Annotated in this window: 24 protein-coding genes and 1 pseudogene; 12 read left to right on the forward strand and 13 right to left on the reverse strand. The window is 64.0% G+C overall.

What is annotated here, in order from left to right; genetic code table 11:
- Positions 1-400: 400 nt before the first annotated feature.
- Positions 401-907, reverse strand: coding sequence for an Hsp20/alpha crystallin family protein (locus FJ490_RS22950; protein WP_140522630.1), 507 nt, complete (start codon positions 905-907; stop codon positions 401-403).
- A gap of 78 nt (positions 908-985) precedes the next feature.
- The gene (locus FJ490_RS22955) at positions 986-1468 is read right to left on the reverse strand and encodes an Hsp20 family protein (RefSeq protein ID WP_140500457.1); all 483 of its coding nucleotides are present in this window, start codon (positions 1466-1468) and stop codon (positions 986-988) included.
- Positions 1469-1494: 26 nt separating this feature from the next.
- On the opposite strand from FJ490_RS22955, the gene FJ490_RS32795 reads away from it, so the two are divergent.
- Together FJ490_RS32795 and FJ490_RS22960 are read left to right on the forward strand one after the other, a co-directional pair.
- Positions 1495-1644, forward strand: coding sequence for a hypothetical protein (locus tag FJ490_RS32795; RefSeq protein ID WP_181165362.1), 150 nt, complete (start codon positions 1495-1497; stop codon positions 1642-1644).
- Between the two features lie 91 nt (positions 1645-1735).
- Positions 1736-2053, forward strand: a complete 318-nt coding sequence (locus FJ490_RS22960) for a DUF982 domain-containing protein (RefSeq protein WP_140500455.1) — start codon at positions 1736-1738, stop codon at positions 2051-2053.
- A gap of 123 nt (positions 2054-2176) precedes the next feature.
- Here FJ490_RS22960 and FJ490_RS22965 read toward each other — a convergent pair whose 3' ends face one another.
- Complete coding sequence (locus tag FJ490_RS22965) at positions 2177-2455, reverse strand: usg protein (RefSeq protein ID WP_140500453.1); 279 nt, start codon at positions 2453-2455, stop codon at positions 2177-2179.
- A 24-nt stretch (positions 2456-2479) separates the two neighbouring features.
- Positions 2480-2821 (reverse strand): hypothetical protein, encoded by a 342-nt coding sequence (locus tag FJ490_RS22970; protein WP_224518916.1) that lies wholly within the window; start codon positions 2819-2821, stop codon positions 2480-2482.
- A 336-nt stretch (positions 2822-3157) separates the two neighbouring features.
- On the opposite strand from FJ490_RS22970, the gene FJ490_RS22975 reads away from it, so the two are divergent.
- The 4 genes from FJ490_RS22975 (at position 3158) to FJ490_RS22990 (ending at position 6180) form a co-directional block, all read left to right on the forward strand.
- Positions 3158-3472, forward strand: a complete 315-nt coding sequence (locus FJ490_RS22975) for a co-chaperone GroES (RefSeq protein WP_140513826.1) — start codon at positions 3158-3160, stop codon at positions 3470-3472.
- A 57-nt stretch (positions 3473-3529) separates the two neighbouring features.
- Positions 3530-5161, forward strand: a complete 1632-nt coding sequence (gene groL / locus FJ490_RS22980; protein ID WP_140729268.1) for a chaperonin GroEL — start codon at positions 3530-3532, stop codon at positions 5159-5161.
- A 72-nt stretch (positions 5162-5233) separates the two neighbouring features.
- Positions 5234-5545: a hypothetical protein gene (locus FJ490_RS22985; protein ID WP_224647517.1), complete on the forward strand. Its 312-nt coding sequence runs from the start codon at positions 5234-5236 to the stop codon at positions 5543-5545.
- A 338-nt stretch (positions 5546-5883) separates the two neighbouring features.
- Positions 5884-6180 carry a DUF982 domain-containing protein gene (locus FJ490_RS22990; protein ID WP_140657200.1) on the forward strand — a complete coding sequence of 99 codons (297 nt, stop codon included), beginning with the start codon at positions 5884-5886 and terminating at the stop codon, positions 6178-6180.
- 88 nt (positions 6181-6268) lie between these two features.
- Here FJ490_RS22990 and FJ490_RS22995 read toward each other — a convergent pair.
- Positions 6269-7184, reverse strand: a pseudogene (locus FJ490_RS22995) (LysR family transcriptional regulator).
- Between the two features lie 134 nt (positions 7185-7318).
- Between FJ490_RS22995 and FJ490_RS23000 the strand changes: the two are divergent.
- Together FJ490_RS23000 and FJ490_RS23005 are read left to right on the forward strand one after the other, a co-directional pair.
- Entirely contained in the window at positions 7319-7957 is a 639-nt protein-coding gene (locus FJ490_RS23000) for a DsbA family protein (RefSeq protein ID WP_140657204.1), read from the forward strand.
- A 34-nt stretch (positions 7958-7991) separates the two neighbouring features.
- Entirely contained in the window at positions 7992-8603 is a 612-nt protein-coding gene (locus tag FJ490_RS23005; protein ID WP_140729267.1) for an NAD(P)-dependent oxidoreductase, read from the forward strand.
- 78 nt (positions 8604-8681) lie between these two features.
- Here FJ490_RS23005 and FJ490_RS23010 read toward each other — a convergent pair whose 3' ends face one another.
- Both FJ490_RS23010 and FJ490_RS23015 read right to left on the reverse strand, forming a co-directional pair.
- Positions 8682-10136 carry an ROK family protein gene (locus FJ490_RS23010; RefSeq protein WP_140729266.1) on the reverse strand — a complete coding sequence of 485 codons (1455 nt, stop codon included), beginning with the start codon at positions 10134-10136 and terminating at the stop codon, positions 8682-8684.
- A 35-nt stretch (positions 10137-10171) separates the two neighbouring features.
- On the reverse strand, positions 10172-11080 hold the full coding sequence (locus tag FJ490_RS23015) for a tagatose-bisphosphate aldolase (protein WP_140729265.1): 909 nt from the start codon (positions 11078-11080) through the stop codon (positions 10172-10174).
- Positions 11081-11365: 285 nt separating this feature from the next.
- On the opposite strand from FJ490_RS23015, the gene FJ490_RS23020 reads away from it, so the two are divergent.
- The 4 genes from FJ490_RS23020 to FJ490_RS23035 all read left to right on the forward strand — a co-directional run bounded on the left by FJ490_RS23020 (position 11366) and on the right by FJ490_RS23035 (position 15576).
- Positions 11366-12271, forward strand: coding sequence for a sugar-binding domain-containing protein (locus FJ490_RS23020; RefSeq protein WP_140729264.1), 906 nt, complete (start codon positions 11366-11368; stop codon positions 12269-12271).
- A gap of 427 nt (positions 12272-12698) precedes the next feature.
- A complete protein-coding gene (locus FJ490_RS23025; protein ID WP_140584091.1) occupies positions 12699-13676 on the forward strand; it encodes an ABC transporter substrate-binding protein in 978 nt (325 codons plus the stop codon).
- 99 nt (positions 13677-13775) lie between these two features.
- The gene (locus tag FJ490_RS23030) at positions 13776-14837 is read left to right on the forward strand and encodes a ribose ABC transporter (RefSeq protein ID WP_140500436.1); all 1062 of its coding nucleotides are present in this window, start codon (positions 13776-13778) and stop codon (positions 14835-14837) included.
- Positions 14830-15576 carry an ATP-binding cassette domain-containing protein gene (locus tag FJ490_RS23035; protein ID WP_140500435.1) on the forward strand — a complete coding sequence of 249 codons (747 nt, stop codon included), beginning with the start codon at positions 14830-14832 and terminating at the stop codon, positions 15574-15576. Before FJ490_RS23030 ends, FJ490_RS23035 begins: the two co-directional genes overlap by 8 nt.
- 12 nt (positions 15577-15588) lie before the next feature.
- On the opposite strand, the gene FJ490_RS23040 is transcribed toward FJ490_RS23035, so the two are convergent.
- The 6 genes from FJ490_RS23040 to FJ490_RS23070 form a co-directional block, all read right to left on the reverse strand.
- Entirely contained in the window at positions 15589-16095 is a 507-nt protein-coding gene (locus FJ490_RS23040) for an L-2-amino-thiazoline-4-carboxylic acid hydrolase (protein WP_140624445.1), read from the reverse strand.
- Positions 16092-16883: an ATP-binding cassette domain-containing protein gene (locus FJ490_RS23045; protein ID WP_140624444.1), complete on the reverse strand. Its 792-nt coding sequence runs from the start codon at positions 16881-16883 to the stop codon at positions 16092-16094. The genes FJ490_RS23040 and FJ490_RS23045 overlap by 4 nt, the downstream gene beginning before the upstream one ends.
- A complete protein-coding gene (locus FJ490_RS23050; RefSeq protein ID WP_181165361.1) occupies positions 16880-17719 on the reverse strand; it encodes an ABC transporter ATP-binding protein in 840 nt (279 codons plus the stop codon). Before FJ490_RS23050 ends, FJ490_RS23045 begins: the two co-directional genes overlap by 4 nt.
- Positions 17716-18546 (reverse strand): ABC transporter permease, encoded by an 831-nt coding sequence (locus FJ490_RS23055; protein ID WP_140624443.1) that lies wholly within the window; start codon positions 18544-18546, stop codon positions 17716-17718. The genes FJ490_RS23050 and FJ490_RS23055 overlap by 4 nt, the downstream gene beginning before the upstream one ends.
- Positions 18543-19529 carry an ABC transporter permease gene (locus tag FJ490_RS23060; protein ID WP_140729263.1) on the reverse strand — a complete coding sequence of 329 codons (987 nt, stop codon included), beginning with the start codon at positions 19527-19529 and terminating at the stop codon, positions 18543-18545. The genes FJ490_RS23055 and FJ490_RS23060 overlap by 4 nt, the downstream gene beginning before the upstream one ends.
- A 258-nt stretch (positions 19530-19787) precedes the next feature.
- Complete coding sequence (locus tag FJ490_RS23070) at positions 19788-21398, reverse strand: ABC transporter substrate-binding protein (RefSeq protein WP_140729262.1); 1611 nt, start codon at positions 21396-21398, stop codon at positions 19788-19790.
- Between the last annotated feature and the right edge of the window lie 263 nt (positions 21399-21661).

The raw sequence follows: 21661 nt of genomic DNA on the forward strand, positions 1-21661 counted from the left end.
CTTGCTCTCCTTGCAAAGGGCCGAAAGTGTAACCCATCTATCCGGAATGAACTGTCACCCATCTCTCGGGAAGGGCAAAACAGCCCGGCTCACCCCGGGCTGTTCTTGTATCCGGCTGATGGCCCCCCGCTGATTTGAGAACCCTCATCACAGCCCAGCAAACACCCAAAGCCGACGCCCAAGGTCAAAAACAAATCCCGCAAAACCAAACACAATCCGCCCGCCAAAGCCCAGCCAAGCCAAAGCGACCAGGGGGGCGGGCAAGCCGGGCCACCGCACAAAAGACAGACCTGTCGCCGAAAATAATCCAGCCGGCAAAGCAATGGCGTCCGCAGTGTAAGCCGTCAACATCTCGACCTGAACCGGCGGGTGGGTTTGTCCAACCGCCGGCATAGGTGGTTCAACTCTTGATTTCGATCCGCTTTGCCTGCGCTTGCGCTTTCGCGGTCTTCGGCAATGTAACCGTCAGGACGCCGTTCCTGAAGCGCGCTTCGACATTGTCTTGCTCTACCTCGACGCCGAGCGGAATGCGGCGCTCGAAACGGCCGTAATAGCGCTCGGAGAACTGGCGCTCCTTGTCCTCGGTCTCGGACCGCTTTTCGCCCTTCAGGGTCAGCACGTCGTCATCGAGCAGGACCTCGATGTCCTTTTCCTCCATGCCGGGCACTTCGGCCGTGACACGGACCTCCTTTCCAGTGTCGGAGATCTCGACGCTTGGCCAGCGTGCGCCCTCGGCGGCAACGGAAGACAAGGATGGCAGCCCCGAACCGAAACCACGGAAAACATCGTCGAAAAGACGGTTGACCTCGCGGTGCAACGACATGAACGGATCACGTTCGCCATCGCGCAAAAGGCTGGGCACCTGTCCGCGTTCCCGGCCAAAAGGAATGAGATCACGTACGCTCATTGTCTTTCTCCTCTTTGCTTGCGTCTCCACCACCGGGCGACCGGCGTCCGGTTGGTGGAAGCCCTGACCCGAATTGCCTCACGCGGCCTGTTTTTCCACTTGCACGGGCTTTGCCGCGGATTTTTCCTTGGCTTTGGCCATGCTGGTGCCGATCTCGATCTTGCGCGGTTTCATCTCTTCGGGAATCTCACGCTGAAGATCGACGGTCAGGAGACCGTTGACGAGGCCGGCGCCGGTCACCTTCACATGGTCGGCAAGTTCGAAGCGTCGCTCAAACGGCCGTCCGGCGATGCCGCGATGCAGGTATTCGCCATTGTCCTCTCCGGCACGCTCGCCGGCGATGACGAGCATGTTGGGTTCATGCACGATGCTCAATTCGTCTTGACCGAAGCCGGCTACCGCCATGGTGATGCGGTAGGCGTCGTCACCGGTCCTGGAGATGTCGTAGGGCGGCCAGTTGTCGACGTTCGCCGTGCGGCTGGCATTCTCCAGCAGGTCGAAAATGCGGTCGAAGCCTATGCTCGACCGATAGAGCGGTGAAAAGTCGAAAGCGGTTCTCATAGCCATATCCTCCTTCGCTGAGCAACATGGGTACGAGGAGTGCCAAGGATGCGGCACTCCTTGACCTGCCGGCCCTTCCGGCGCCGGCGGAATCGATCTGGGAACTGACGGGCGTGGCGTCAAGAGGCCTGATCGAACGTCTCGTCGAGATTCCGGCGGCCCTTGACGCGGCCTGAACGGCTGACCATCTCGATCACGGATGGACGGTCGCCGGTGACGCCATCCGATTGCTTACTCGCAAAAAGACGTCAAAAAACGGAGGAAGTGATGAACGATATTCGGTTTCCCCAGCCGATTACCCTCGAATTGTCGGACGCCCCACGCAAGGTCGCCAGCAGCTTCGAGGCTCTGGAATGCCTGGATCAACAATGGCCGAAATGGGCGCGCGGACCAAGCTGGCGCGCCGCCGGCCGTGCATGCCGTGATGCGCTGGATGGCTGGCGCAGCGGGCGTGCCGCCTACAAGGCCTTCTTGAAGGCGGCCAAGCGAGCCGGCCTGACGAGGGGCCGCTCCGCTTCGCCCCAGCAATTCCGTTCCGCGGCGATGTCAAGGACGGCCCAGCCGATGGCTGTCAGAGCAGGATGACACGAATCCCATCACTCATCCTGCTCGGGAACTCTGATTTTAGGTATGCTCAATCGAGCCTTTGAGCGCGCCGCGTTGCAGGCGACGCGCTTCAGGTTTTTTGATCCGCTCAATGTGATCCGCTCAATGGATGGCAACGATGCCGTCAACGGCGCGCCATTCCGACGGTGTGATTAGACGATGATGTGCGACGCGCACGGAATGCAGCGTGCCGTCCAGTTCGCTTTCCCAATAGCCAAGGAAGCCCTTCAGCTCCGGGAAATCGGGAGCGAGGTCGTATTCCTGCCAGACATAGAGCTGCAGCAGGTTGGGGTAGTCAGGCATATGATAGTGAATCTCGGCCGTGGTCAGGCCGTAGCCATCCATCTGCAGGCGGAATTCTCTGCTGACCGCAGTCACCATATGTTTCTCCTTTCGCTTACGACCTCATGCATTCATCCTGGCGAAGTCGTGCCGGAATTCATCCGGCGTGGACCGCGGCGCCGGCACGTCGATGTCGAGCTTGCACAAGGCCTCCATGACGTGGTCGAAGGAAACCGGCCGCTCGACTCCCGGCGGCAGGCGCAGTTCCGGCATCGACTCCACCGCGCAGGCATCCGAGGCCCAAGACGACAGGATCGCCCGCTTTTCCCAGAGGTCGAGCGCGTCGTCTTCCAATACCTCGTCAGGATGTTTGAAGTGCCTCGCCGGCGAAAGCAGCCGGTCAAGCGAGGTGTCGGGCGTGTCAGTCAGGGAAGGCATGATCGGCGAAAATTTCTGTCGGTCCATCGTTGTCCTCCGTCTGCAAAAACTCCTCGATAGCGTCCAGTTTCCGGCTGTGCTTCGGCAGCGCCGGCCAGGATAATCTTGTTGGCCCTCTACCAAAATTCAAGCGGTGAAATCGTCGACTTGGTGAGAATTCCTGCATGATAACAACGCGTTGGCACTCTCGTGCGACGAGTGCCAAAATTTTTGCGCCAACCTCTTGAAACCGGAAAATTCCAAAACTAGCTCGATATGCGCGCGCGATGCCTGAACAAGGGTCGCGGCACCTCGTGCCGGGCCGATATTGCCGGTCCGGCGCGGAGGAACCTCAAAAACTGTTTGTCCTTGAAGGAGAACGACATGACGTTCCGCCCATTGCACGACCGTATCCTGGTCCGCCGCATCGAAGCCGAGGAGAAAACGGCTGGCGGCATTATCATTCCCGACACAGCCAAGGAAAAGCCGCAGGAAGGCGAGGTGATCGCCGCCGGCCCCGGCGCCCGAAACGAAGCCGGGCAGCTACAGCCGCTCGACGTCAAGGTGGGTGACCGCATTCTGTTCGGCAAATGGTCCGGCACCGAGATCAAGCTCGGCGGCCAAGACCTGATCATCATGAAGGAAAGCGATGTGATGGGCGTGATCGAGCAGACCGCGACCGTGAAGAAGGCCGCCTGACGGCTTCTTGCCAAGTTATCAGTCAACGAAAGCTGCCTAAATTGAAGGAGTGATCCAATGGCTGCCAAGGAAGTGAAATTCCATACCGAAGCCCGCGAGAAGATGCTGCGCGGCGTCGACATTCTGGCCAATGCGGTGAAGGTGACGCTCGGTCCCAAAGGCCGCAACGTCGTTATCGATAAATCCTTCGGCGCGCCGCGCATCACCAAGGATGGTGTGACGGTGGCCAAGGAGATCGAACTGGAAGACAAGTTCGAAAACATGGGCGCGCAGATGGTGCGCGAAGTCGCTTCGAAGACCAACGACATCGCCGGCGACGGCACCACGACCGCGACCGTTCTGGCCCAAGCCATCGTCAAGGAAGGTGCCAAGGCCGTTGCCTCGGGCATGAATCCGATGGATTTGAAACGCGGCATCGACAAGGCCGTGGAGGCGGTCGTCGCCGAACTGAAGGTCAACGCTCGCAAGGTGACGAAAAACGATGAGATCGCCCAGGTCGGCACCATTTCGGCCAATGGCGATCCCGAGATCGGCCGGTTCCTCGCCGAGGCGATGGAGAAGGTCGGCAATGAAGGTGTCATCACGGTGGAGGAGGCCAAGACCGCCGAGACCGAACTGGAGGTGGTCGAAGGCATGCAGTTCGACCGCGGCTATCTCAGCCCGTACTTCATCACCAACCAGGACAAGATGCGCGTCGAGCTCGAAGAGCCCTACGTGCTGATCCACGAGAAGAAACTGTCCAACCTGCAAGCCATGCTCCCCGTCCTCGAGGCAGTCGTGCAGTCGGGCAAGCCGCTGCTGATCATCGCCGAGGATGTCGAGGGCGAGGCGCTCGCCACGCTGGTCGTGAACAAATTGCGCGGCGGCCTGAAGGTCGCGGCAGTCAAGGCGCCCGGCTTCGGCGATCGCCGCAAGGCGATGCTGGAGGATATCGCCATCCTCACCGGCGGCACGGCGATCAGCGAGGATCTCGGCATCAAGCTCGAGAACGTCACGCTGCAGATGCTGGGCCGCGCCAAGAAGGTGGTGATCGAAAAAGAAAACACCACCATCGTCGATGGCGTTGGCCGCAAGGAAGAGATCCAGGGCCGCATCGCCCAGATCAAAGCGCAGATCGAGGAGACTACCTCCGACTACGACCGCGAGAAACTGCAGGAGCGGCTGGCGAAGCTCGCCGGTGGCGTCGCCGTCATCCGTGTCGGCGGTTCGACGGAAGTCGAGGTGAAGGAGCGCAAGGACCGTGTCGACGACGCGCTGCATGCGACCCGTGCGGCGGTCGAGGAAGGCGTACTCCCGGGCGGCGGCGTCGCGTTGCTCCGGGCCGCCAAGGCGCTCGATGCCTTGCCGATCGACAATGCCGACCAGAGGACCGGTGTCGAGATCGTGCGGCGTGCGATCGAGACCCCGGTGCGCCAGATCGCGGAGAACGCCGGCGCCGAGGGCTCGATCATCGTCGGCAAGCTGCGTGAGAAGAGCGAGTTCGGCTGGGGCTGGAACGCCCAGACCAACGAGTTCGGCGATCTCTACGGTCAAGGCGTCATCGATCCGGCAAAGGTCGTGCGCACCGCGCTTCAGGATGCCGCTTCCGTCGCTGGCCTGCTGGTCACCACCGAGGCGATGGTAGCCGAGAAGCCAAAGAAGGAGGCCGCGACCCCTGCCATGCCCGCCGGCGCGGGCATGGACTTCTAGGACGCTTGGAGGCCGCCCGCTCCCAGAAGTGGGAGCGGGCGCTTCCCGGGGAAAGTTTGGAGAGAGACCACTATGACCGGTATCGGTTCGGTTTCGGCGCCCACGCATCCGGCAAACGAATTTCTCGCCTACGAGGCAGAATGCAGGAGCGTGCTGGGGCCATTGTTGATGCGCGTTCTCGACATGGCCGAGTCCGAAGGCTGGAGCCGCCGTACGGCGGCGTCGACGCTGATGTTCCTGGCCGCGCAGCATGTGTCGGCAGCCTCGGAAGGCTCCGGCGGCTCAACCAGGGATGGAGGACGCGATCATCGGAGCCCCACAGCAAACGATGGACCGATGTCCGGTTGGGAAGAGGACCGACATGATCGTGGGCCAATTGCGTGAATGCCTGAAAACGTTGAGGTGGAAAGCGGCAGACCTCGTCGACGAGCTTGGTTGCCCGCAAAGCCAGGTCGCCGCCTGGCTCGATGGGCGGGCGCTTCCGCCGCTTTCCGTCCTTGCCTGGCTCGAGGCGCTCGCCAGGGCGCATAGGGCGCTACCGGCGCCTGGCCGAGGCTCGCCAGTGCTCAAGCCAAGCCCGGTCGAGCCAGCCGAGATCAGGCTCGTGGCCGCCGGAAATCCGACGACACCGGCGCACCCGCCCTATCCGCGCCGACCTGTCTTCGCGCACCAGGCTGCCCGACATGCTTCGGTTCGTTTGCCATCGAATGGAGGTTTAAATCATGGCACAGATGCGCTTTGAAGAACCCGTGACGATCTTGGTCGGAATGGGGCTTCCGGTAACGATCGAGACTGCGATGGAAGCATATGCCGTGTTGCAGGACTGGCCCGTTGCCAGCCGAAACGGCGCCCATGCCGTCGCCCTCAACGCTTGCAAAGCCGGCATTGCCGGCGAGATCGATGCGGAAACCGTGCGGGCGACCTTGATCGCCTTCGCGCGCCGCAATGACATTCTGGTGCCGAATATGATCTCGCCTGCGAGTACCGCGCCCAGCGGCCGCGCCGTGCGAGCGGATTGAGGATCTATACGCGACCTATCGGTGAGCGCCCCGGCGATCCAAAATGATCGGCCCGTCAGCCTTGAGCTGGCGGGCTGTCTCCGTCGCCTCAGGCCGTTTCGACGAGACGCGAGCGTTTCTTCTCGGCGGCCGCCAGCAACTCGACGAAGGCGCGGACCTTGGCTGGCCGGAACCGGGCCGGAGGGAAAACGGCATGGATGCCGCCGGCAGGCAACATCCAGTCGGCAAATACCGGCACGAGACGCCCCTCGGCGATATCGTCGCCGACACTGTAGTCGGGAAATACGCCCAATCCGATACCGGCGAGCACGCAGGCAAGAGCCGCCGGGCTCTTGTCGCACATGATGACCGGGTTGAGTTCGGTCAACCGTTTCTCCCTCTCTTGAAAACAGCCATTGGCCGATGCCGCGCAGCTGGGCGTTGCCGACCCAGGCAAGCGATCTTGCCTGGCGCGGGGTGACATCGGGCGGCAGGCTTGCGGCGAAGGTCGGGTTCGCCACCACGACCTGCTGTATCGTGCCCAGGCGCCGCGCCTGATTGGACGAATCCGCAAGCCAGCCGACGCGGATGCCGAGGTCGATCTGCTCGTCCACCAGATTGCTGACGGCGTCATCGAAAATCGCCTCGACGCGCATATGCGGATAAGTTCGGAGATAGGCGGCCATGACCGGCGCAACGATCTTCGTGCCATAGTCGAGCGGCGCGGTCAGCCTCAGCATTCCCTTGGGTTCGATCGCCCCGTGCGAGATCTCGCCATAGGCCGCTTCGGCTTCGCGCAGGATGATCATCGCGCGGTCGTAGAACAGGCGACCCTCCTCGGTCGGCGTGACACGCCGCGTCGTGCGCCGCATGAGCGTCGCGCCCAATTCCTGTTCAAGCCTGCCGATCTGATGGCTGACCACGGCCTTGGCCACGCCAAGCCGGTCCGCCGCCGTGGTGAACGAGCCTGTCTCCATCACCGTGGTGAAATAGACAAGCCGATTGAGATTGAGGAGTTCGGTCACATGCTTTGTCTGATTAGATCAGACAGCTTGTATTATTGGGCACCGTTTATTGCAAGACCATCACCTGCCACATGTAAGCCAAGACATTTGGCGGACGGGGCAGCCAACGCCACGGTAACGGAGACCGGACGATCGTGGGCAATCCAGAAGTGACCTACCTTTTCGATCCGCTCTGCGGCTGGTGCTATGGCGCAAGCCCGATGCTCGAAAAACTGTCCGGCAGCGGCGTGCGCATCGAGCTCTTGCCGACCGGCCTGTTTTCGGGGGCAGGCGCCCGGCCGATGGATGGCGGTTTTGCCGCCCATGCCTGGGCGAACGACCAGCGCATCGAGCGGTTAACGGGACAGGTTTTCACGCAGGCCTATCGGGACAACGTGCTGAATGTTCGCGGCACGTTGCTGGATTCCCATGCCGCGACCCTCGCGATCACCGCAGCGGGCCTGGAAAATCCCGGCCGCCGGCTGGCCGCGCTGAAGGCGATCCAGAACGCGCGCTATGTCGACGGGCGCGATATCGTCACGGTCGGCGGTGTCGCCGAGGTGCTCGCCGACGCCGGCATGGCCGATGCCGGCGAACTGGTGAAGGCGCCAACCGAAGGATTGCTGACAGCTCACCGCGAACTGGTCGGCCGAGGCCGCGCGCTGTTCCAGCGCCTGCATTCCAACGGCGTGCCTTCGCTCGCCATCATCAGCAACGATGCGCCGCGCCTCATCGGTTCGAACGCGCTGTTCGGCAGTTTCGACAATCTCCTCGCTCATATCGCGGCCGCGTGATCCCCAACCGACTCCAACAAGGATGGAAAAAGACATGGCAAAAGTCGCTCTCATCGGCGCATCGGGCGCAGTCGGTTCGCGCCTGCTCAAAGAACTCTCCGGCCGTGGCCACACGGTCACCGGCATCGCCCGCAATCCTGAAAAAATCGCGGCGCTGCCTGACGTGACGGCCAGGAAGGGCGATGTCTTCGACATGGAAGGCCTGGCCAAGCTGATCCGCGGCCATGATGTGGTGACCAGTTCGGTGCATTTCCTCGACAGCGATGCCGACACGCTGATCGCCGCGGTGCGAGCCTCCGGCGTGAAGCGCTACCTGGTCGTCGGCGGTGCGGGCAGCCTTGAGGTCGCGCCCGGCAAGCGGCTGGTCGACACGCCCGAATTTCCCGACATCTACAAGGCCGAGGCGCAGAAGGGCGCCGACTTCCTCGACAAGCTGAAGACCATCGATGACCTCGATTGGACGTTCCTGTCGCCGTCCGCCATGTTCATCCCGGGCGAGCGGACTGGCAAATTCCGCCTCGGCAAGGACACGCTTCTGGCTTCGGACAAGGGCAGCAGCATTTCCTTCGAGGATTACGCCATCGCGATGGTCGACGAGATCGAGAAGCCCGCCTACATAAAGCAGCGCTTCACCGTCGGTTATTGACTAGGCAGGCCTGGCCAGCTCGAAAGCGAAACGGCTTTCGGAGTTGGCGAGCCCAGCTGCTTCTTGTCCATCAACGTTCTAAACGTCGCCCGTCATCATCGCTCGCAGCCATGCCATGATGGCATCGAAGTCGATCGGTTTCGTCGTGTCGACGTCGAAGAGCGGGCCGCGCCGCAGCGGTTCGGCGCGCCTGGCGAGTTCGATCAGTTCGGGGATATAGGCCGCGCCTGGATGGCCGGCGGGACGCTGGCCGAGCCGGGCGCCATAGCGTTCGGCCAAAACCTCGCCCGGCGCGTGGCACCAGATTTCGAAAGTCTGTTCGACACCGGCATTCCTGAGATGATCCTCGAGCAGCTCGCGCGGCTGGAAACCGAACCAGGCGTCGACGATGAATGTGGAGCCCGCTGGGGCTTCGCCGACGACTGACCAGATCGCCTGATAGCTGGCCCGGCCGAGCGTGCGGTTGAAGGCGCGGTCGCCACCGCCGAGCGCTTCGAGAAACGGATTCTTGATCGTATCGAGCGCAAGCAACGGCCATCCCGTGCGGTCGGCTATGCCGCGCGAGACCGTGCTCTTGCCGCTGGCCGGGATGCCGTTGACCAGCACGGCGCGCCTGGCGCCGCCGGTTTGGACAAAAGAACGGCCCAAAATCGGCGCTGTCGCCCTGTCTGTTCCGGCCAGCGCCTGCAATCCCGCCCCGATCACGCCGGCCTCGTCGCCGAGCTGCGCCGGCTCGACCGGGCACTGATACCAGGGCGCCAGGGCCGGCGCGCGGCCGAGCGCCTTGTGTGCCGCCCGGCCAAGACCGCCGCCGAGCAGGACGACACCGGGGTCGAACATGGCGACGCTGGTATCGATGGCGGCACGCAAAGGCATTGCCCAGGCTTCGAGTATAGCGCGCGCCTGGACGTCTCCGGCGGCGTCGCGGGCAAAGAGCTGGTCGACCGAAAGGTCGGGACGCAAGCCGGCCCGCGCGATGTGACGGCCAAGCGCGGTGCCCGAACTGGTGGTCTCGACACAACCGCGCCGGCCGCAGGCGCAGATCTCGCCATTGACGTCGACAGTGATGTGGCCGAGCTGCCCTGCCGTTGCCCGGCCACGCACGATCCGCCGATGTTGAGCGACGGCCCCGCCAATGCCGGTGCCGATGGTGAACATGGCGACGTCGTGATGGCCCCGGCCGGCGCCGAGCGCCATCTCGGCGACCAGTGCCATGTTGCAGTCATTGTCGATGACGACGGGCTTGCCGGCCATGTCTTCCAGGCGCTGCGCCAGCGAGACGGAGGCCAGATTGACGTAGCCGCCGGACAGGACCGCGCGGCGATGCGCGTCGACGCGACCGGGAACACCGATGCCGATGGCCGAAACCTCCGCTGTGTCGAGCCGGCGCACCATCCCGGCGATCCGCGAGAGCACAGCCTGCGGGTCTGGCGCGCTCTTTTCGGACAGACGTTCGAGGATTTCGCCGGTGCCCGAAATGCGGGCGGCCCGCAGATTGGTGCCGCCTATATCGATCCCTATGCTGAGAGGCATGACGTCCTGCACGTGCCGGTGATCCAACGCAGATATCAGGCGGCGGCCTTGCGCCGGTGATGCCCGATCACCGCCTGGATCTCACGCAATCGCGGCACCGCGATGGCCTTAAGCCTTTCGCGCTGAATGTCACGATCGAGCGAGATGCAGTCCTTCCACAGCGAGCGGCCGGCGATGACGCCGGAGGCGCCGTTCTGCATGGCAATCTCGACCTGGCCGAGGAAGGTGGCGTGGTTGACGCCGGCCGAAAGCACCGCCCACGGCACCTCGCCGGCCATTCTCGTGATGTTGGCGCAGGCTTCCGGCGTTCCGGGATACGGAAGCTTCAGCACCTTTGCCCCGCACTCCAGCGATATCCTTGTGCCTTCCTCGACGAGCCAGGGGGTCTTCGCCGCATAATCTTCCGGGCTTTCGTCTTCGAGCTGATAGGTCAGGAATTCGACGACGAGCAACAAATCTTCCTGCCCGAAATCGGCGATGCATTGGCGCAGGATGGCGATGTTGTGCTCATTCGCTTCGGGCTTGTCGGCCCGCAGATACACCATGATCTTGCCGCCCGTGCCACCCAGTTCGCGCACGCGGCGCGCATCGATGCCGGGGACAAGGCGCGACAGGCGATAGCCTTCAGGCGAGACGTCGAAACCCGAGGCGTCGAGGCCGATAAGCAGCGCGGTATCGCGGTTCAGCACGCCCTCCTCGACAACCCGCGGCACCGCGCAGAGCGGGTCGAGCAGCACGCAGGACGCGGCACTTGCAAGGTAGCGCGTGATGTCGGCCTTGGTGTCGCCGAGCATGTCGTTGGTGATCCTGGCCTGTTCGGCCGGATCCGACGCCAGCAAGGTGCGCATGCCGCCGCGCTGGTCGCAGGCGATGGCCAGCATGGCCCCGTCCTTGCCGCATATCTGCTGATAGCCGCGCAGCTCCGCGGTGGTCATCTTTGTCATGGTCTCTGTCCGATGTTGGCGCTCTCTGGCCGAGGGCGCGGATCCCGTGGAAACAAGAATGTTCAGTTTTTGCCCGCCTGCCGGCAGGGGAGAATTGCCGTCTTGATGCGCCGTCCATTGCCCGGAAAAGCACACCTTGCCGGCGCCTGGGCAGGACGGCCTCAAGTTGCGAGTTCGCCGGATTTGCGCGATAACTCCCATCGGCGTATACGTGTGTAACACGTTGCTGAAAGGAATTGCAAGCTGGCTGTCCCTCCCATTCAGGATGCGACCGCATCGCGCACGATGCTGCACACGGTCGCCAAACTGCATTACGAGGCGGAGATGTCGCAGGTCGATATCGCGCGGCAGCTTGGCGTCTCCACCGCGACCATATCGCGCCTCTTGCAGCGGGCGCGGGCGGAAGGGATCGTCCGTATCGAGGTTCTCGATCTGGCGGCACCTGAGGAGATCACCGGACAGCTAATCGATAGGCTAGGCCTGCGTGACGCAGCGGTGGTCGAGACGCCGGCCGCAGGCGCGCTGACGGCGCTGGCCGGCTCGCTCGGCGGCCTTCTCAAGCAGGCGCAATTGGTGGCCGGCTCCGTGGTCGCCATCGGCTGGGGGCGCGCGGTGCGCGAGGTGATCCGCGCCGGCCTGCCGCGCATTCCGGGCGTGCTGACCGTTGCCGCCACCGGCGGCATGCAGCAGCACGCGGCGCATTTTCAGGTCAACGAATTCGTCCGCCTCGCCGCCGAGGAGTTCGGCGGGACACCGCACTTCATTCATGCGCCCTATCTGCCTTCCAGTGAATTGCGTGAAGTCTTCCTTGGTGATGCCGCCATCAGCGATGCCGTCGCGCTGTGGGACAGGACCGATGTGGCGATCGTCGGCATCGGCCTGCCGCATGCCATCAATGCACCCGAGGCGAGCGCCGCCACGCCGAGCGAGCAGGCGCTGGTCCATGCGGCCGGCGATGTCCTTCGGCATTATTTCGATGCCGATGGCGCGCTGATCGCCTGGGAAGGAGAGGGCCGGATGATCGCTATGTCGCCGGCGCAGCTCCGCGCCGTGCCGCTGGTGATCGGTGTCGCGGCGTCGCCGGAAAAGGCGACGGCCATCATCGGCGCCGCTCGCGCTCAGCTGATCAACGCCGTGATAACGGATACGAAGACGGCGCAAGCCATCCTCGCTACCCTGCCGCCGCGATAGTGCCGCCCGCCGCCCCGCCGCCGCATTCCAGTTCGCGAGGGCGATTTTACGAAATCGGTTGTGCCGCCGAGAAGTCGAGGCAATAGTTCGGCGGGACTTTGTGGAGCAGTCGGATGTTGCGTGAAAAATCCGGCGTTGCGACCCGGAAAACCGAGTTGCAATTTATTTCTGCAAAGTGTTACAAGTTTGTGAACTTGGCGTGCAATGCATGCCGGGTGCTGTGGTTCTCTGACCTCGCGGAGGCGAGGAAGTGACCGTGGCTATCGTGCCGGTCGGCTGGACCGGCTGACATATCGACTGGAGGGCGCTTGGGAGGAGCTGCCCGCGAAAAGCAAACAGGCGTTCCCGGCCGTCTTGTCCCAAGCGGACGACGGCCATTCGATGTCACTTGCAACGGCAGATCTGCCAACACAATGAGGAGGATGTCATGAAGAAGATCGTTGCCGCGCTTGCGGCTCTCGCCGTCAGCGCGACGGTGCTTATCGCGCCCGCGCAGGCGCAGGACAAGAAATACACCATCGCGCTCGTTCCGGGCCTGACCACCGACGGTTTCTACATCACCATGCGCAAGGGCGCCCAGGCCGCGGCCGACGCCCTTGGCGTGAACCTGGTCTTCCAGGGCGCTCCTGAGTTCAATCCGGTCACCCAGGTGCCGGTGCTCGACGCGGTCATCGCCAAGAAGCCGGACGCGATCCTGATCGCGCCTACCGACAAGGTCCAGCTGGTCGAGCCGCTGCGCAAGGCCAATGACGCAGGCATTCCGGTCATCACCGTGGATACGTTCATCGGCACCGGCGCCTATCAGACCGGAGCGGGTGACGCCGATTTCCCGCTGGCCTACATCGCTTCGGACAATGTGCTGGGCGGCGAAATCGCGGCGCGGGCGCTTGCCAAGGCCGTCGGCGACAAGGGCAAGGTCTACGTCTCCAACGTCAAGCCCGGCATCTCGACCACCGACCAGCGCGAGGAAGGCTTCAAGAAGGAGATGGCCAACCATCCCGGCATCACCGTTCTCGAGACCCAGTTCAATGACGACGACGCCAACAAGGCGGCCTCGCAGCTGCAGGCGGTGTTCGCGCGCAACCCCGACCTCGTCGGCGTGTTCGGCGCCAATCTGTTCTCGGCGCTGGGCGCCGCCAATGGCGTCAAGCAGGCAGGGCAGACGGGCACCGTCAAAGTGGTTGCCTTCGATGCTCCGACCAGCATCGTCGACAACATCAACACCGGCCTTGTGGATGTGGCGATCGCCCAGCATCCCGCAGAGATCGGCTATTTCGGCGTCGTCTCGGCCTATGCCCACCTGACCGGCCAATCCATCCCGGTCATGATCGGCACCGGCTTCACGATCATGGACAAGTCCAACATCGCCGATCCGAACATCTCGAAGTATCTCTATTCCGAGTAAGTCCGGACCAGCTTGGCTCTTCCCGGTGCGCCGGGAGGAGCCTGTGCCGGTCCCGCCAGGGCGGGACCTGTTTGAAGGCAGCCGCGCCGCGGAGTACTCATGACCTCGACATCACCAGCACAGCCAGCCGAGAAGCATGTCGCCCCCCAGGCTGACCACGGCGATCCCGCCAGGAGCTGGATCGCACGCATCGCCGAGGGGCGCGCCTGGCTGTTTCTCGCCGGCCTGATCATCTGTTTCGAGATCTGGTCGCGGAGCGCCTTCGGCGCCACTTTCGTGCTCAATCCGTTCAATCTTCAATCCATCGCGATTTTCGCCGTGGCGCCGCTGCTTTTGGCGACCGGGCAGACCTTTGTCATCATATCAGGCGGCATCGACCTTTCGCTGGGCTTCATCATGGGCCTTGCCGCGGTCATCGCCGCGCATGCCACCAACATGGCGGGCGCCGCCATTCCGTTGCCGTTGGCCATGCTGGCCGGCATCCTTGCCGCGGTGATCGTGGCCGGCGTGCCCGGCGTCATCAACGGCTTGCTGATCTCGCGGCTCAGGGTTCCGCCCTTCATCGGCACGCTCGGCATGTTCGGCGTCGCCCGCGGTGTCGCCTTCCTGCTTGCCGGCGGCACGACGGTGCCGGTACAGAACTCCTGGTTCGCACTGCTCGGCAACGGCAAGTTCCATGGCGTGCCCTATCTGGTGATGATCGCCGCTGTCTTCGTCGTCGTGATGCACTATCTGCTCAGCCAGACCCGGTTCGGCCAGCACAATTACGCCATCGGCGCCAATGTGCAGGCGGCGCGCCGCGCCGGCATCGACATCAGGGGCCACATCCTGCGGCTCTACGTGCTGTCGGCAATGTGCGCCGGCCTTGGCGGCGCGCTCTATGCCGCGCGCTTCACGGCGGGGGCAGCGCAGGCCGGCGAACCGCTGCTGCTCGACAGCGTCGCGGCGGTGGTGATCGGCGGCGCCAGCCTGTTCGGCGGCTCCGGCACGATCTTCGGCACCGTCGCCGGCGCGCTGGTGATCGCGGTCATCCAATACGGGCTGGTCTTCGTCAATGTGGAGCCGTTCTGGCAGTTCATCGCCGTCGGCGTCGTCATCATCATTTCCGTTCTCATCGACCAGGCGCAGCGCCGGTTCAGTGGAGCCCGTCAGGATGAATAGCACCGAGCCCCTCCTCGAAGTCCGGAACCTTTCCAAGCACTTCGGTGCGGTACGGGCGCTCAACGATTTCTCCATGGCCGTGCGGCCGGGCGAAGTGGTGGCGCTTGCCGGCGACAATGGCGCCGGCAAGACGACCCTGATCAAGGCAATATCGGGCGTGTTCCAGCCGACGGGCGGAGAAATCCTGCTCAGAGGTCAGCCGGTGGCTTTCGCCACGCCGCAGGAGGCGCGCGAAAAGGGCATCGAGACGATCTACCAGGATCTCGCGCTGGCCGACAATCTGTCGATCGGTGCCAACATCTTCCTCGGCCGCGAACCGATGCGCAAGGCGTTCGGCTTCCTGCCGGTGCTCGACCGCAAGGCCATGGCCGAGGCCGCCAGGGAGACGATGAAGCGGCTGGACTTCCACGTCAGCCGATTGAACGCGCCGGTCAGCAATTTCTCCGGCGGCCAGCGCCAGGCCGTGGCCATCGGCCGCGCCGTCTACTGGGACGCGCAGATCCTGATCATGGATGAACCGACGGCCGCGCTCGGCGTGCCGGAGCAGCGCAAGGTGATTTCGCTCATCCATCAGCTCAAGGCGCAAGGGCGCGGCGTGATCTTCATCTCGCATAATCTGCAGGACATCTTCGCCGTTTCCGATCGCATCGTCGTGCTGCGGCGTGGGATCCAGGCCGGCGAGCGCAAGATTTCCGAGACCAACCATGACGAGGTCGTCAGGCTGATGGTCGGCGGCTAAGGCCGTCGATTGCTAGCCGGCATCGCGGTTGGTCAGCGCGATGTGGCAGCAGCCGCTGCCGTGGCCGGGCGTCCAGGTGACATTGTCGAAACGCACGCCGGTCGCCTCGAACAGGCCACGGTCGAAGGCGCCGGCGATGCGGCAGAGCGTCGCGAGTTTTTCCTCGCCGACGCCGGCCTCGACCCAGGCATCCTTGAGAGGGCAGCGTTTCACCTTGAAGGCGATGCGGTCGGGCCCTCGTTCGACATCGGTCGGATACATCCGGCCGTCATCCGGGCTGACCGACAGGAAAGCTTCGCCGATTGAGCGCGCGTCGTTGGGACCGAATGCGGCGAAGGCGGCTGCGGCCACTTCCTTGCCGCGCTGCTCGATGGTCCGGGTCATTATCGCCTCGGCTCTTTCGGCGCCCAGCTCTCCGGTCAACTGATCCAGGAACAGGCGATAGAGGTCGGCCCGGTTGCGGAATGCGGAATCGAGTTCGCGCGACAGTTTCTCGGCTCTGGCTTCGGGGTCGATCATGATGCTTCCTGCGTGGTTCTTCTGAGCTTTGGTGCGGCTGCCACGAGCGCCTTGCCGATAGCCGATCGCGGCGCATCGATGACGGCGCGGGCATCGCCGCTCTCGGCAATCCGCCCGCCGTCGAGAAGGATGACGCGGTGGGCGACGGCCCTGACGACGCCGAGATCATGCGAAATGAAGAGATAAGCGATCCGTTCCTGGCGTTGCAGGTCGAGCAAAAGATCGAGGATCTGTCCGCGCACGGAAACATCGAGCGCCGACACCGCTTCGTCGAGCACGATCAGCGAGGGTTTCGTGGCCATGGCGCGTGCAATCGCCACCCGCTGTCGCTGGCCGCCCGAGATTTGATGGATGGCGCGAGAGGCGAGCTCCGCCGCAAGCCCGACGCGCTCCAGCAGGGCGGCGATACGGCGCGGGCGCTCGGAACGGGAGGCGAGCCCGTGGATACGCAAGGGATCGTCAAGCACGCGCGCCACCGTGGCGCGCGGATTGAAGGCGGCAAGCGGATCCTGAAACACCATCTGCAAGCGAGCGCGACGCGCACGCAAGCCGGCGCCGCCCAGAGCCAGGAAATCATGGCCTTCAAACTCGATCCGGCCGGCATCCGGCTCGATCAGCCGCAACACCAGCCGGGCGATCGTCGACTTGCCGCTGCCGGAGGGTCCGGCCAGCGCCAGCGTCTCGCCGGGCCCGATTTCGAAAGAAACGTCGTCGACCGCGGTAACCGTCTTGCCGCCACGGCGGTAGTGCCTGGTAAGGTTGGAAACTGCAAGCACGGGGACGCTCATGCGATCATGCCGTGGTGCAGCGGTTCGGCGTCGAGGCCGATATGGGCCTCGAGCAGCGCGCGCGTGTAGGCTTCAGTTGGCGCACTGACGATCTGTTGCGTGGCGCCAAGTTCGATCAATTCGCCATGCCGGAACACGGCAATGCGGTCCGCCAGCTCGGCGGCCAGCGCAATGTCGTGACTGATGAACAGCAGCGTCATGCCGTCTTCTTCCACCAGCCGCCGGATCAGTGCGACGATCTCGGCCTGCACGATGGTGTCGAGCGCGCTGGTCGCCTCGTCGGCGATCAAAAGTCTCGGGCCGGCTGCGATCGCGGCTGCAATCGCCACACGCTGCTTCTGGCCGCCGGACAGCTGATGCGGATAGGCGCGCAGGGCGGAGTCCGGGTCGGGCAGACGGACGCGTTCGAGCAGATCCTTCGCCTTGGCGTATGCCTGAGGCCATGTGAGACCGAGATGGGTTCGGGAGACTTCGGCGATCTGTTTGCCGACGGTCATGACAGGATCGAGGCTGGCGGACGGGTCTTGAAAGATGAAGCCGATATCGCGGCCGAGGAGGGGTGCCTTTTCGAGAAAACGGGAAGGTAGGCGTTCTGCCTTGGCACCCAACATCGACGGTCGCAAAACCCAATCGATACGTCCGTCAATCCTGGCGCTCGCCGGCAACAACCCCGCAATCGCCAAAGCCAGCGTACTTTTGCCCGAACCGCTTTCGCCGATGACGGCCAGCCGCTCGCCAGCCTTGATGTCGAGGCTGATGTCTCTCAGCGCCACCACCTCGCCGTCGTCACGGCGGTAGGTCACCGCGAGGTTGCGGATCGAAGCCAGCGCGGTCACGACAGGCCTCTTCGGACCGCCGTGGTTTCAACGATGCCTTCACCGGCGAGATAGACGCCGAGCACCGTCAGGACCAGTGCTATGCCGGGTACGATCGACAGGAAGGGCGCGGTGCGCAGCACGGCGCGGCCCTCAGCTATCATGCCGCCCCAGGTGACCCGATTGGGGTCGCCAAGGCCGAGGAAGGACAAAGCCGCCTCGGTGAGGATCGCCGCTGCCACGATCACCGAGGACAGCGCCAGCACCGGCGGCAAGGCATTGGGCAGCACCTCGCGAAAGGCGATTTCCAGCGGATGCATGCCGATGACGCGCGCGCCGGCAACGTAGTCGCGCTCGCGGATCGACAGCACTTCCGCGCGGGCCACGCGCGCGGGCCCGGTCCAGGTGCCGAGCGCTATTGCCGCCACGACGACGCCGAGCGAAGGGCCGACGACGCTGACGAAGGCCAGAGCCAGCAAAAAGCCCGGCACGGTCTGGAAGGCATCGGTGACGCGCATCAGCACCTCGTCGGTGAGGCCGCCGGCAAACCCGGCCACCGTGCCCACCATCGAGCCGATGGCCAGTGCGGCGGCGGCTGCCGCAAGGCCGACGGCAAGCGATGTGCGGGCGCCGTGGAAAAGCTCGGCCAGCACGTCGCGGCCGAGGCGATCCGTGCCGAGCGGCAGCGACCAGTCCTGGAAGGGCGGCAGCAGCGCCGGGCCGGCGATGGCTTGCGGGTCGCCCGGAAACAGCAGCGGCGCCGACAGGGCCATGGCGCACAATGCCGCCAGGAGTATGGCGCCGGCGACCGCCTCCGGCGTGCGCAGAAAGCGGCGGAGCGTGCTCATGTGCCGGCCTCGCTGGCGCCGACGCGCGGGTCGAGAAAGGCATAGGCGACATCGACGAGAAGATTGATGACGATGACCAGGACGGCGCTGACGAGAATGATGCCGAGCAGCAAGGGCGTGTCGCGCGCGGCCACTGCCTCCTGCGCCAGCCGACCCAGACCGGGCACGGCAAAAACACTCTCGATCACGACGCTACCGCCCAGCATCTGCGCCGACTGCAGGCCGAGCATCGTGACCAATGGCAGCAGCGCATTGCGGGCGACATGGGCAAGCACGATGCGGCGGCGCGACAAGCCCCTGGCGCGGGCGGCCAGCACAAAATCCTGCCGCCAGACCTCGGTGATGCCGGCACGCATCATCCGCAAATAGAGCGCCAGGTAGATGAAGCCGAGGGCTGAGACCGGCAGGACGAGATGGATGGCGATGTCGGCGGCGCGGTCGAGGCCGGCCTTGCCGGAGGCGATGGTCTCGATGCCGCCGATTGGCAGCCAGCGCAGGTCGACAGCGAAGACGACGATCAGCACCAGGCCGAGCCAGAAACCCGGCACCGCGTAGAGCGCCAGCGAACCGATGGAGAGAAAACGGTCGCGAAAACTGCCCGGCCTGGCGCCGGCATAGATGCCCAGCGCCGAGCCGAGGCCGAAGGAAAGCGCGGTGGCGCTGCCCATCAACCACAGCGTGGTCGGCAGGCGGTCGAGGATCACGTCGCGGATCGGCCGCGAAAAGGTGACGGACTGGCCGAGATCGAGATGCAGCAGCGCCCAGAGATAGTTGGCGAGCCGCGTCAGCTCCGACTGGTCGAGGCCCCAGCGATGGCGCAACAGCTCGATCATGCCGGCATCGCCGCCGGTCGAGACGATATAGGCATCGACCGCGTCGCCCGGGGCGGCTTCGAGCAGCAGGAACGTGCCGATGACGACGATCAAAAGCACGAAGATGCTGCCGACGAGGCGACGGCGGAGGAGCGCGAGGGCGCGGTTCATGCGGCCCTCGATGGGTTGGCGATACGTTGGTTAGGACCGCGCCTGGGCACCCCCCTCTGTCCTGCCGGACATCTCCCCCACAAGGGGGGAGATTGGCTGTCATTTTTGGCTTCGCCAATCCCCAACGTCGGAAAATTCGCGGGACAGACAAGTTGCCAATCTCCCCCCTTGAGGGGGAGATGTCCGGCAGGACAGAGGGGGGCCTCGTAGAACTCAACGCCTACGATGATTTCGCGAACGTTCATCCGCGAAATACTGTCACGATTCCAGATATGTGTCCGCCCAGTTCGATACCGCCCAGCGCGGATTGTTGGCGATGTTGCCGACCGTCTCGCGCGCGACGCTGATGAAGCTCCATTCGGCGACATTGATCAGCGGCAGGTCGGCGGCCACCTCTTTCTGGAACTCCTTGTAAAGATTGGTGCGGGCCGATGTATCGAGCGTCTCGGACGCCTTGGCGATGAGCGCGTCCAGCGCATCGTTCTTGTAGCCGCCCTGGTTGGAGAACGGCACGCCGTCCGGAATGCCGCTCTGCACCAGGATGGTGGTCGAGATCGCCGGGTCGCCGCGGAACACCGGCGGGCCGACGGCGAGGTCGAAAGCGTGGTCGGTGTAGACGGCCTTGATATGCGCGGCGGAATCGTTGTTGACGAGCTGGGCGTCGATGCCGATGGCGGCGAGCGCCTGGCGCAGATAGTCGCCGAACTGCTTGGTTTCGTTGAAATAGGGAGCCGGCAACAGTTTCAGCGAAAAGCGCTTGCCGTCGGCGCCCTTCTTGTAACCCGCCTCGTCGAGCAGCGCATTGGCCTTGGCGACGTCGAAGGCATAGGTCGGGACGTCGGCGGTATAGAACTGCGGGTCGTTCTTCGGCACCGGGCCGGTGGCGGTGGCGGCATAGCCGAGGAACACCGTCTTGACGACGAAATCCTTGTCGATGGCATGCGCGATCGCCTGGCGCACCTTCAGGTCGGCGAGCTCCTTGCGACGGTGATTGATCTCGACGACGAGCTGGTAGGTCAGTCCCTCATAGCCCTTGGTGATCACCTTCAGGCCCGGCACTTTCGAGATGCGGTCAAGATCGGCCAGCGGCACGGCGGAGAAGGCGGCGAGCTGGATCTCTCCTGCTTCCAGCGCGCTCGCCGCCGAAGTGCGGTCGGGCAGCACCTGGTAGATGATCTCATCGAGATAGGGCTCGCCCTTGCCCCAATAATCCGTGTTCTTCGTCAGCCGGTAGTATTGGCCGGCCTTGTATTCGGCGAACTTGAACGGGCCGGTGCCGATGGGCGCGTTGTTGGCCGGGTTGTCCTCGATCTTGCCAACTTCGTAAACGTGCTTCGGCACCACGCTGCTCAGCGCCGGCAGAGCGTTGCGGATCAGCTGGAAGGGCGTCGGCTTGGCGAATTTGAACACGGCGGTCAATTCATCAGGGGTATCGACCGCGGCCAGATCCTTGAACACGGTGCGGCCGAGATTCTGCAGCGGCTTCCAGATCTGCAGCGCCGAGAAGGCGACGTCGGCCGAGGTAAACGGCTTGCCGTCATGCCATTTGACCCCTTCGCGCAGTTTGAAGGTCGCCGACAGCCCGTCGGCGGCGCCTTCCCAACTGACCGCCAGGCGTGGTGCAAGCCCGTCCTTGCCATCGAAGGAGGCTTCGGCCAGCGTTTCGACGATCTTGCTGGAGATGAAGAAGACGCCGTTGGAGGCGACGATGGCCGGGTTGAGGTTGCGCGGTTCGGAATCGGCGGCGAGCACCAGCCGGCCACCCTTCTTCGGCGTCTGCGCCCAGCTCAAGGCCGGCATCGCGGTGGAGGCCAGAAGCATGGCAGAGCCCGCAAGCACCGTGCGGCGTGAAATCCTGAACTCCGACATCATCCTATTCCCCCTCTATCTCATATCTTGCACGGAGGCCTTTCGGGCGTTTCCATGCACGTTTGATTATGGGCCTTGCCGTGGCTTTCGCCAGAGACGGAATTGGCGCATCGTGGCGTGGCTTTGAAATTTTTGTTCGCTGGACCAGTTACGGGAGAGTGGTCGATAAACCTGACCTGGTAAGACTAGGTCATCCGATGCACCTCACATTATCGGCACCGGCGACGGCCATTCAGCTGGGCGAGCCTGTTTCTGGCTGGACC

This window comes from Mesorhizobium sp. B2-5-11 (assembly GCF_006440835.1).
In the GTDB taxonomy this organism is placed as follows: domain Bacteria; phylum Pseudomonadota; class Alphaproteobacteria; order Rhizobiales; family Rhizobiaceae; genus Mesorhizobium.

Bases quoted from the DNA above. Each gene is read 5' to 3' on its own strand.
- FJ490_RS22950 (WP_140522630.1), bottom strand. From the start codon at position 907: ATGAGCGTACGTGATCTCATTCCTTTTGGCCGGGAACGCGGACAGGTG.
- FJ490_RS22955 (WP_140500457.1), bottom strand. From the start codon at position 1,468: ATGAGAACCGCTTTCGACTTTTCACCGCTCTATCGGTCGAGCATAGGC.
- FJ490_RS32795 (WP_181165362.1), top strand. From the start codon at position 1,495: ATGGGTACGAGGAGTGCCAAGGATGCGGCACTCCTTGACCTGCCGGCC.
- FJ490_RS22960 (WP_140500455.1), top strand. From the start codon at position 1,736: ATGAACGATATTCGGTTTCCCCAGCCGATTACCCTCGAATTGTCGGAC.
- FJ490_RS22965 (WP_140500453.1), bottom strand. From the start codon at position 2,455: ATGGTGACTGCGGTCAGCAGAGAATTCCGCCTGCAGATGGATGGCTAC.
- FJ490_RS22970 (WP_224518916.1), bottom strand. From the start codon at position 2,821: ATGGACCGACAGAAATTTTCGCCGATCATGCCTTCCCTGACTGACACG.
- FJ490_RS22975 (WP_140513826.1), top strand. From the start codon at position 3,158: ATGACGTTCCGCCCATTGCACGACCGTATCCTGGTCCGCCGCATCGAA.
- groL (WP_140729268.1), top strand. From the start codon at position 3,530: ATGGCTGCCAAGGAAGTGAAATTCCATACCGAAGCCCGCGAGAAGATG.
- FJ490_RS22985 (WP_224647517.1), top strand. From the start codon at position 5,234: ATGACCGGTATCGGTTCGGTTTCGGCGCCCACGCATCCGGCAAACGAA.
- FJ490_RS22990 (WP_140657200.1), top strand. From the start codon at position 5,884: ATGGCACAGATGCGCTTTGAAGAACCCGTGACGATCTTGGTCGGAATG.
- FJ490_RS23005 (WP_140729267.1), top strand. From the start codon at position 7,992: ATGGCAAAAGTCGCTCTCATCGGCGCATCGGGCGCAGTCGGTTCGCGC.
- FJ490_RS23010 (WP_140729266.1), bottom strand. From the start codon at position 10,136: ATGCCTCTCAGCATAGGGATCGATATAGGCGGCACCAATCTGCGGGCC.
- FJ490_RS23015 (WP_140729265.1), bottom strand. From the start codon at position 11,080: ATGACAAAGATGACCACCGCGGAGCTGCGCGGCTATCAGCAGATATGC.
- FJ490_RS23020 (WP_140729264.1), top strand. From the start codon at position 11,366: ATGCTGCACACGGTCGCCAAACTGCATTACGAGGCGGAGATGTCGCAG.
- FJ490_RS23025 (WP_140584091.1), top strand. From the start codon at position 12,699: ATGAAGAAGATCGTTGCCGCGCTTGCGGCTCTCGCCGTCAGCGCGACG.
- FJ490_RS23030 (WP_140500436.1), top strand. From the start codon at position 13,776: ATGACCTCGACATCACCAGCACAGCCAGCCGAGAAGCATGTCGCCCCC.
- FJ490_RS23035 (WP_140500435.1), top strand. From the start codon at position 14,830: ATGAATAGCACCGAGCCCCTCCTCGAAGTCCGGAACCTTTCCAAGCAC.
- FJ490_RS23040 (WP_140624445.1), bottom strand. From the start codon at position 16,095: ATGATCGACCCCGAAGCCAGAGCCGAGAAACTGTCGCGCGAACTCGAT.
- FJ490_RS23045 (WP_140624444.1), bottom strand. From the start codon at position 16,883: ATGAGCGTCCCCGTGCTTGCAGTTTCCAACCTTACCAGGCACTACCGC.
- FJ490_RS23055 (WP_140624443.1), bottom strand. From the start codon at position 18,546: ATGAGCACGCTCCGCCGCTTTCTGCGCACGCCGGAGGCGGTCGCCGGC.
- FJ490_RS23060 (WP_140729263.1), bottom strand. From the start codon at position 19,529: ATGAACCGCGCCCTCGCGCTCCTCCGCCGTCGCCTCGTCGGCAGCATC.
- FJ490_RS23070 (WP_140729262.1), bottom strand. From the start codon at position 21,398: ATGTCGGAGTTCAGGATTTCACGCCGCACGGTGCTTGCGGGCTCTGCC.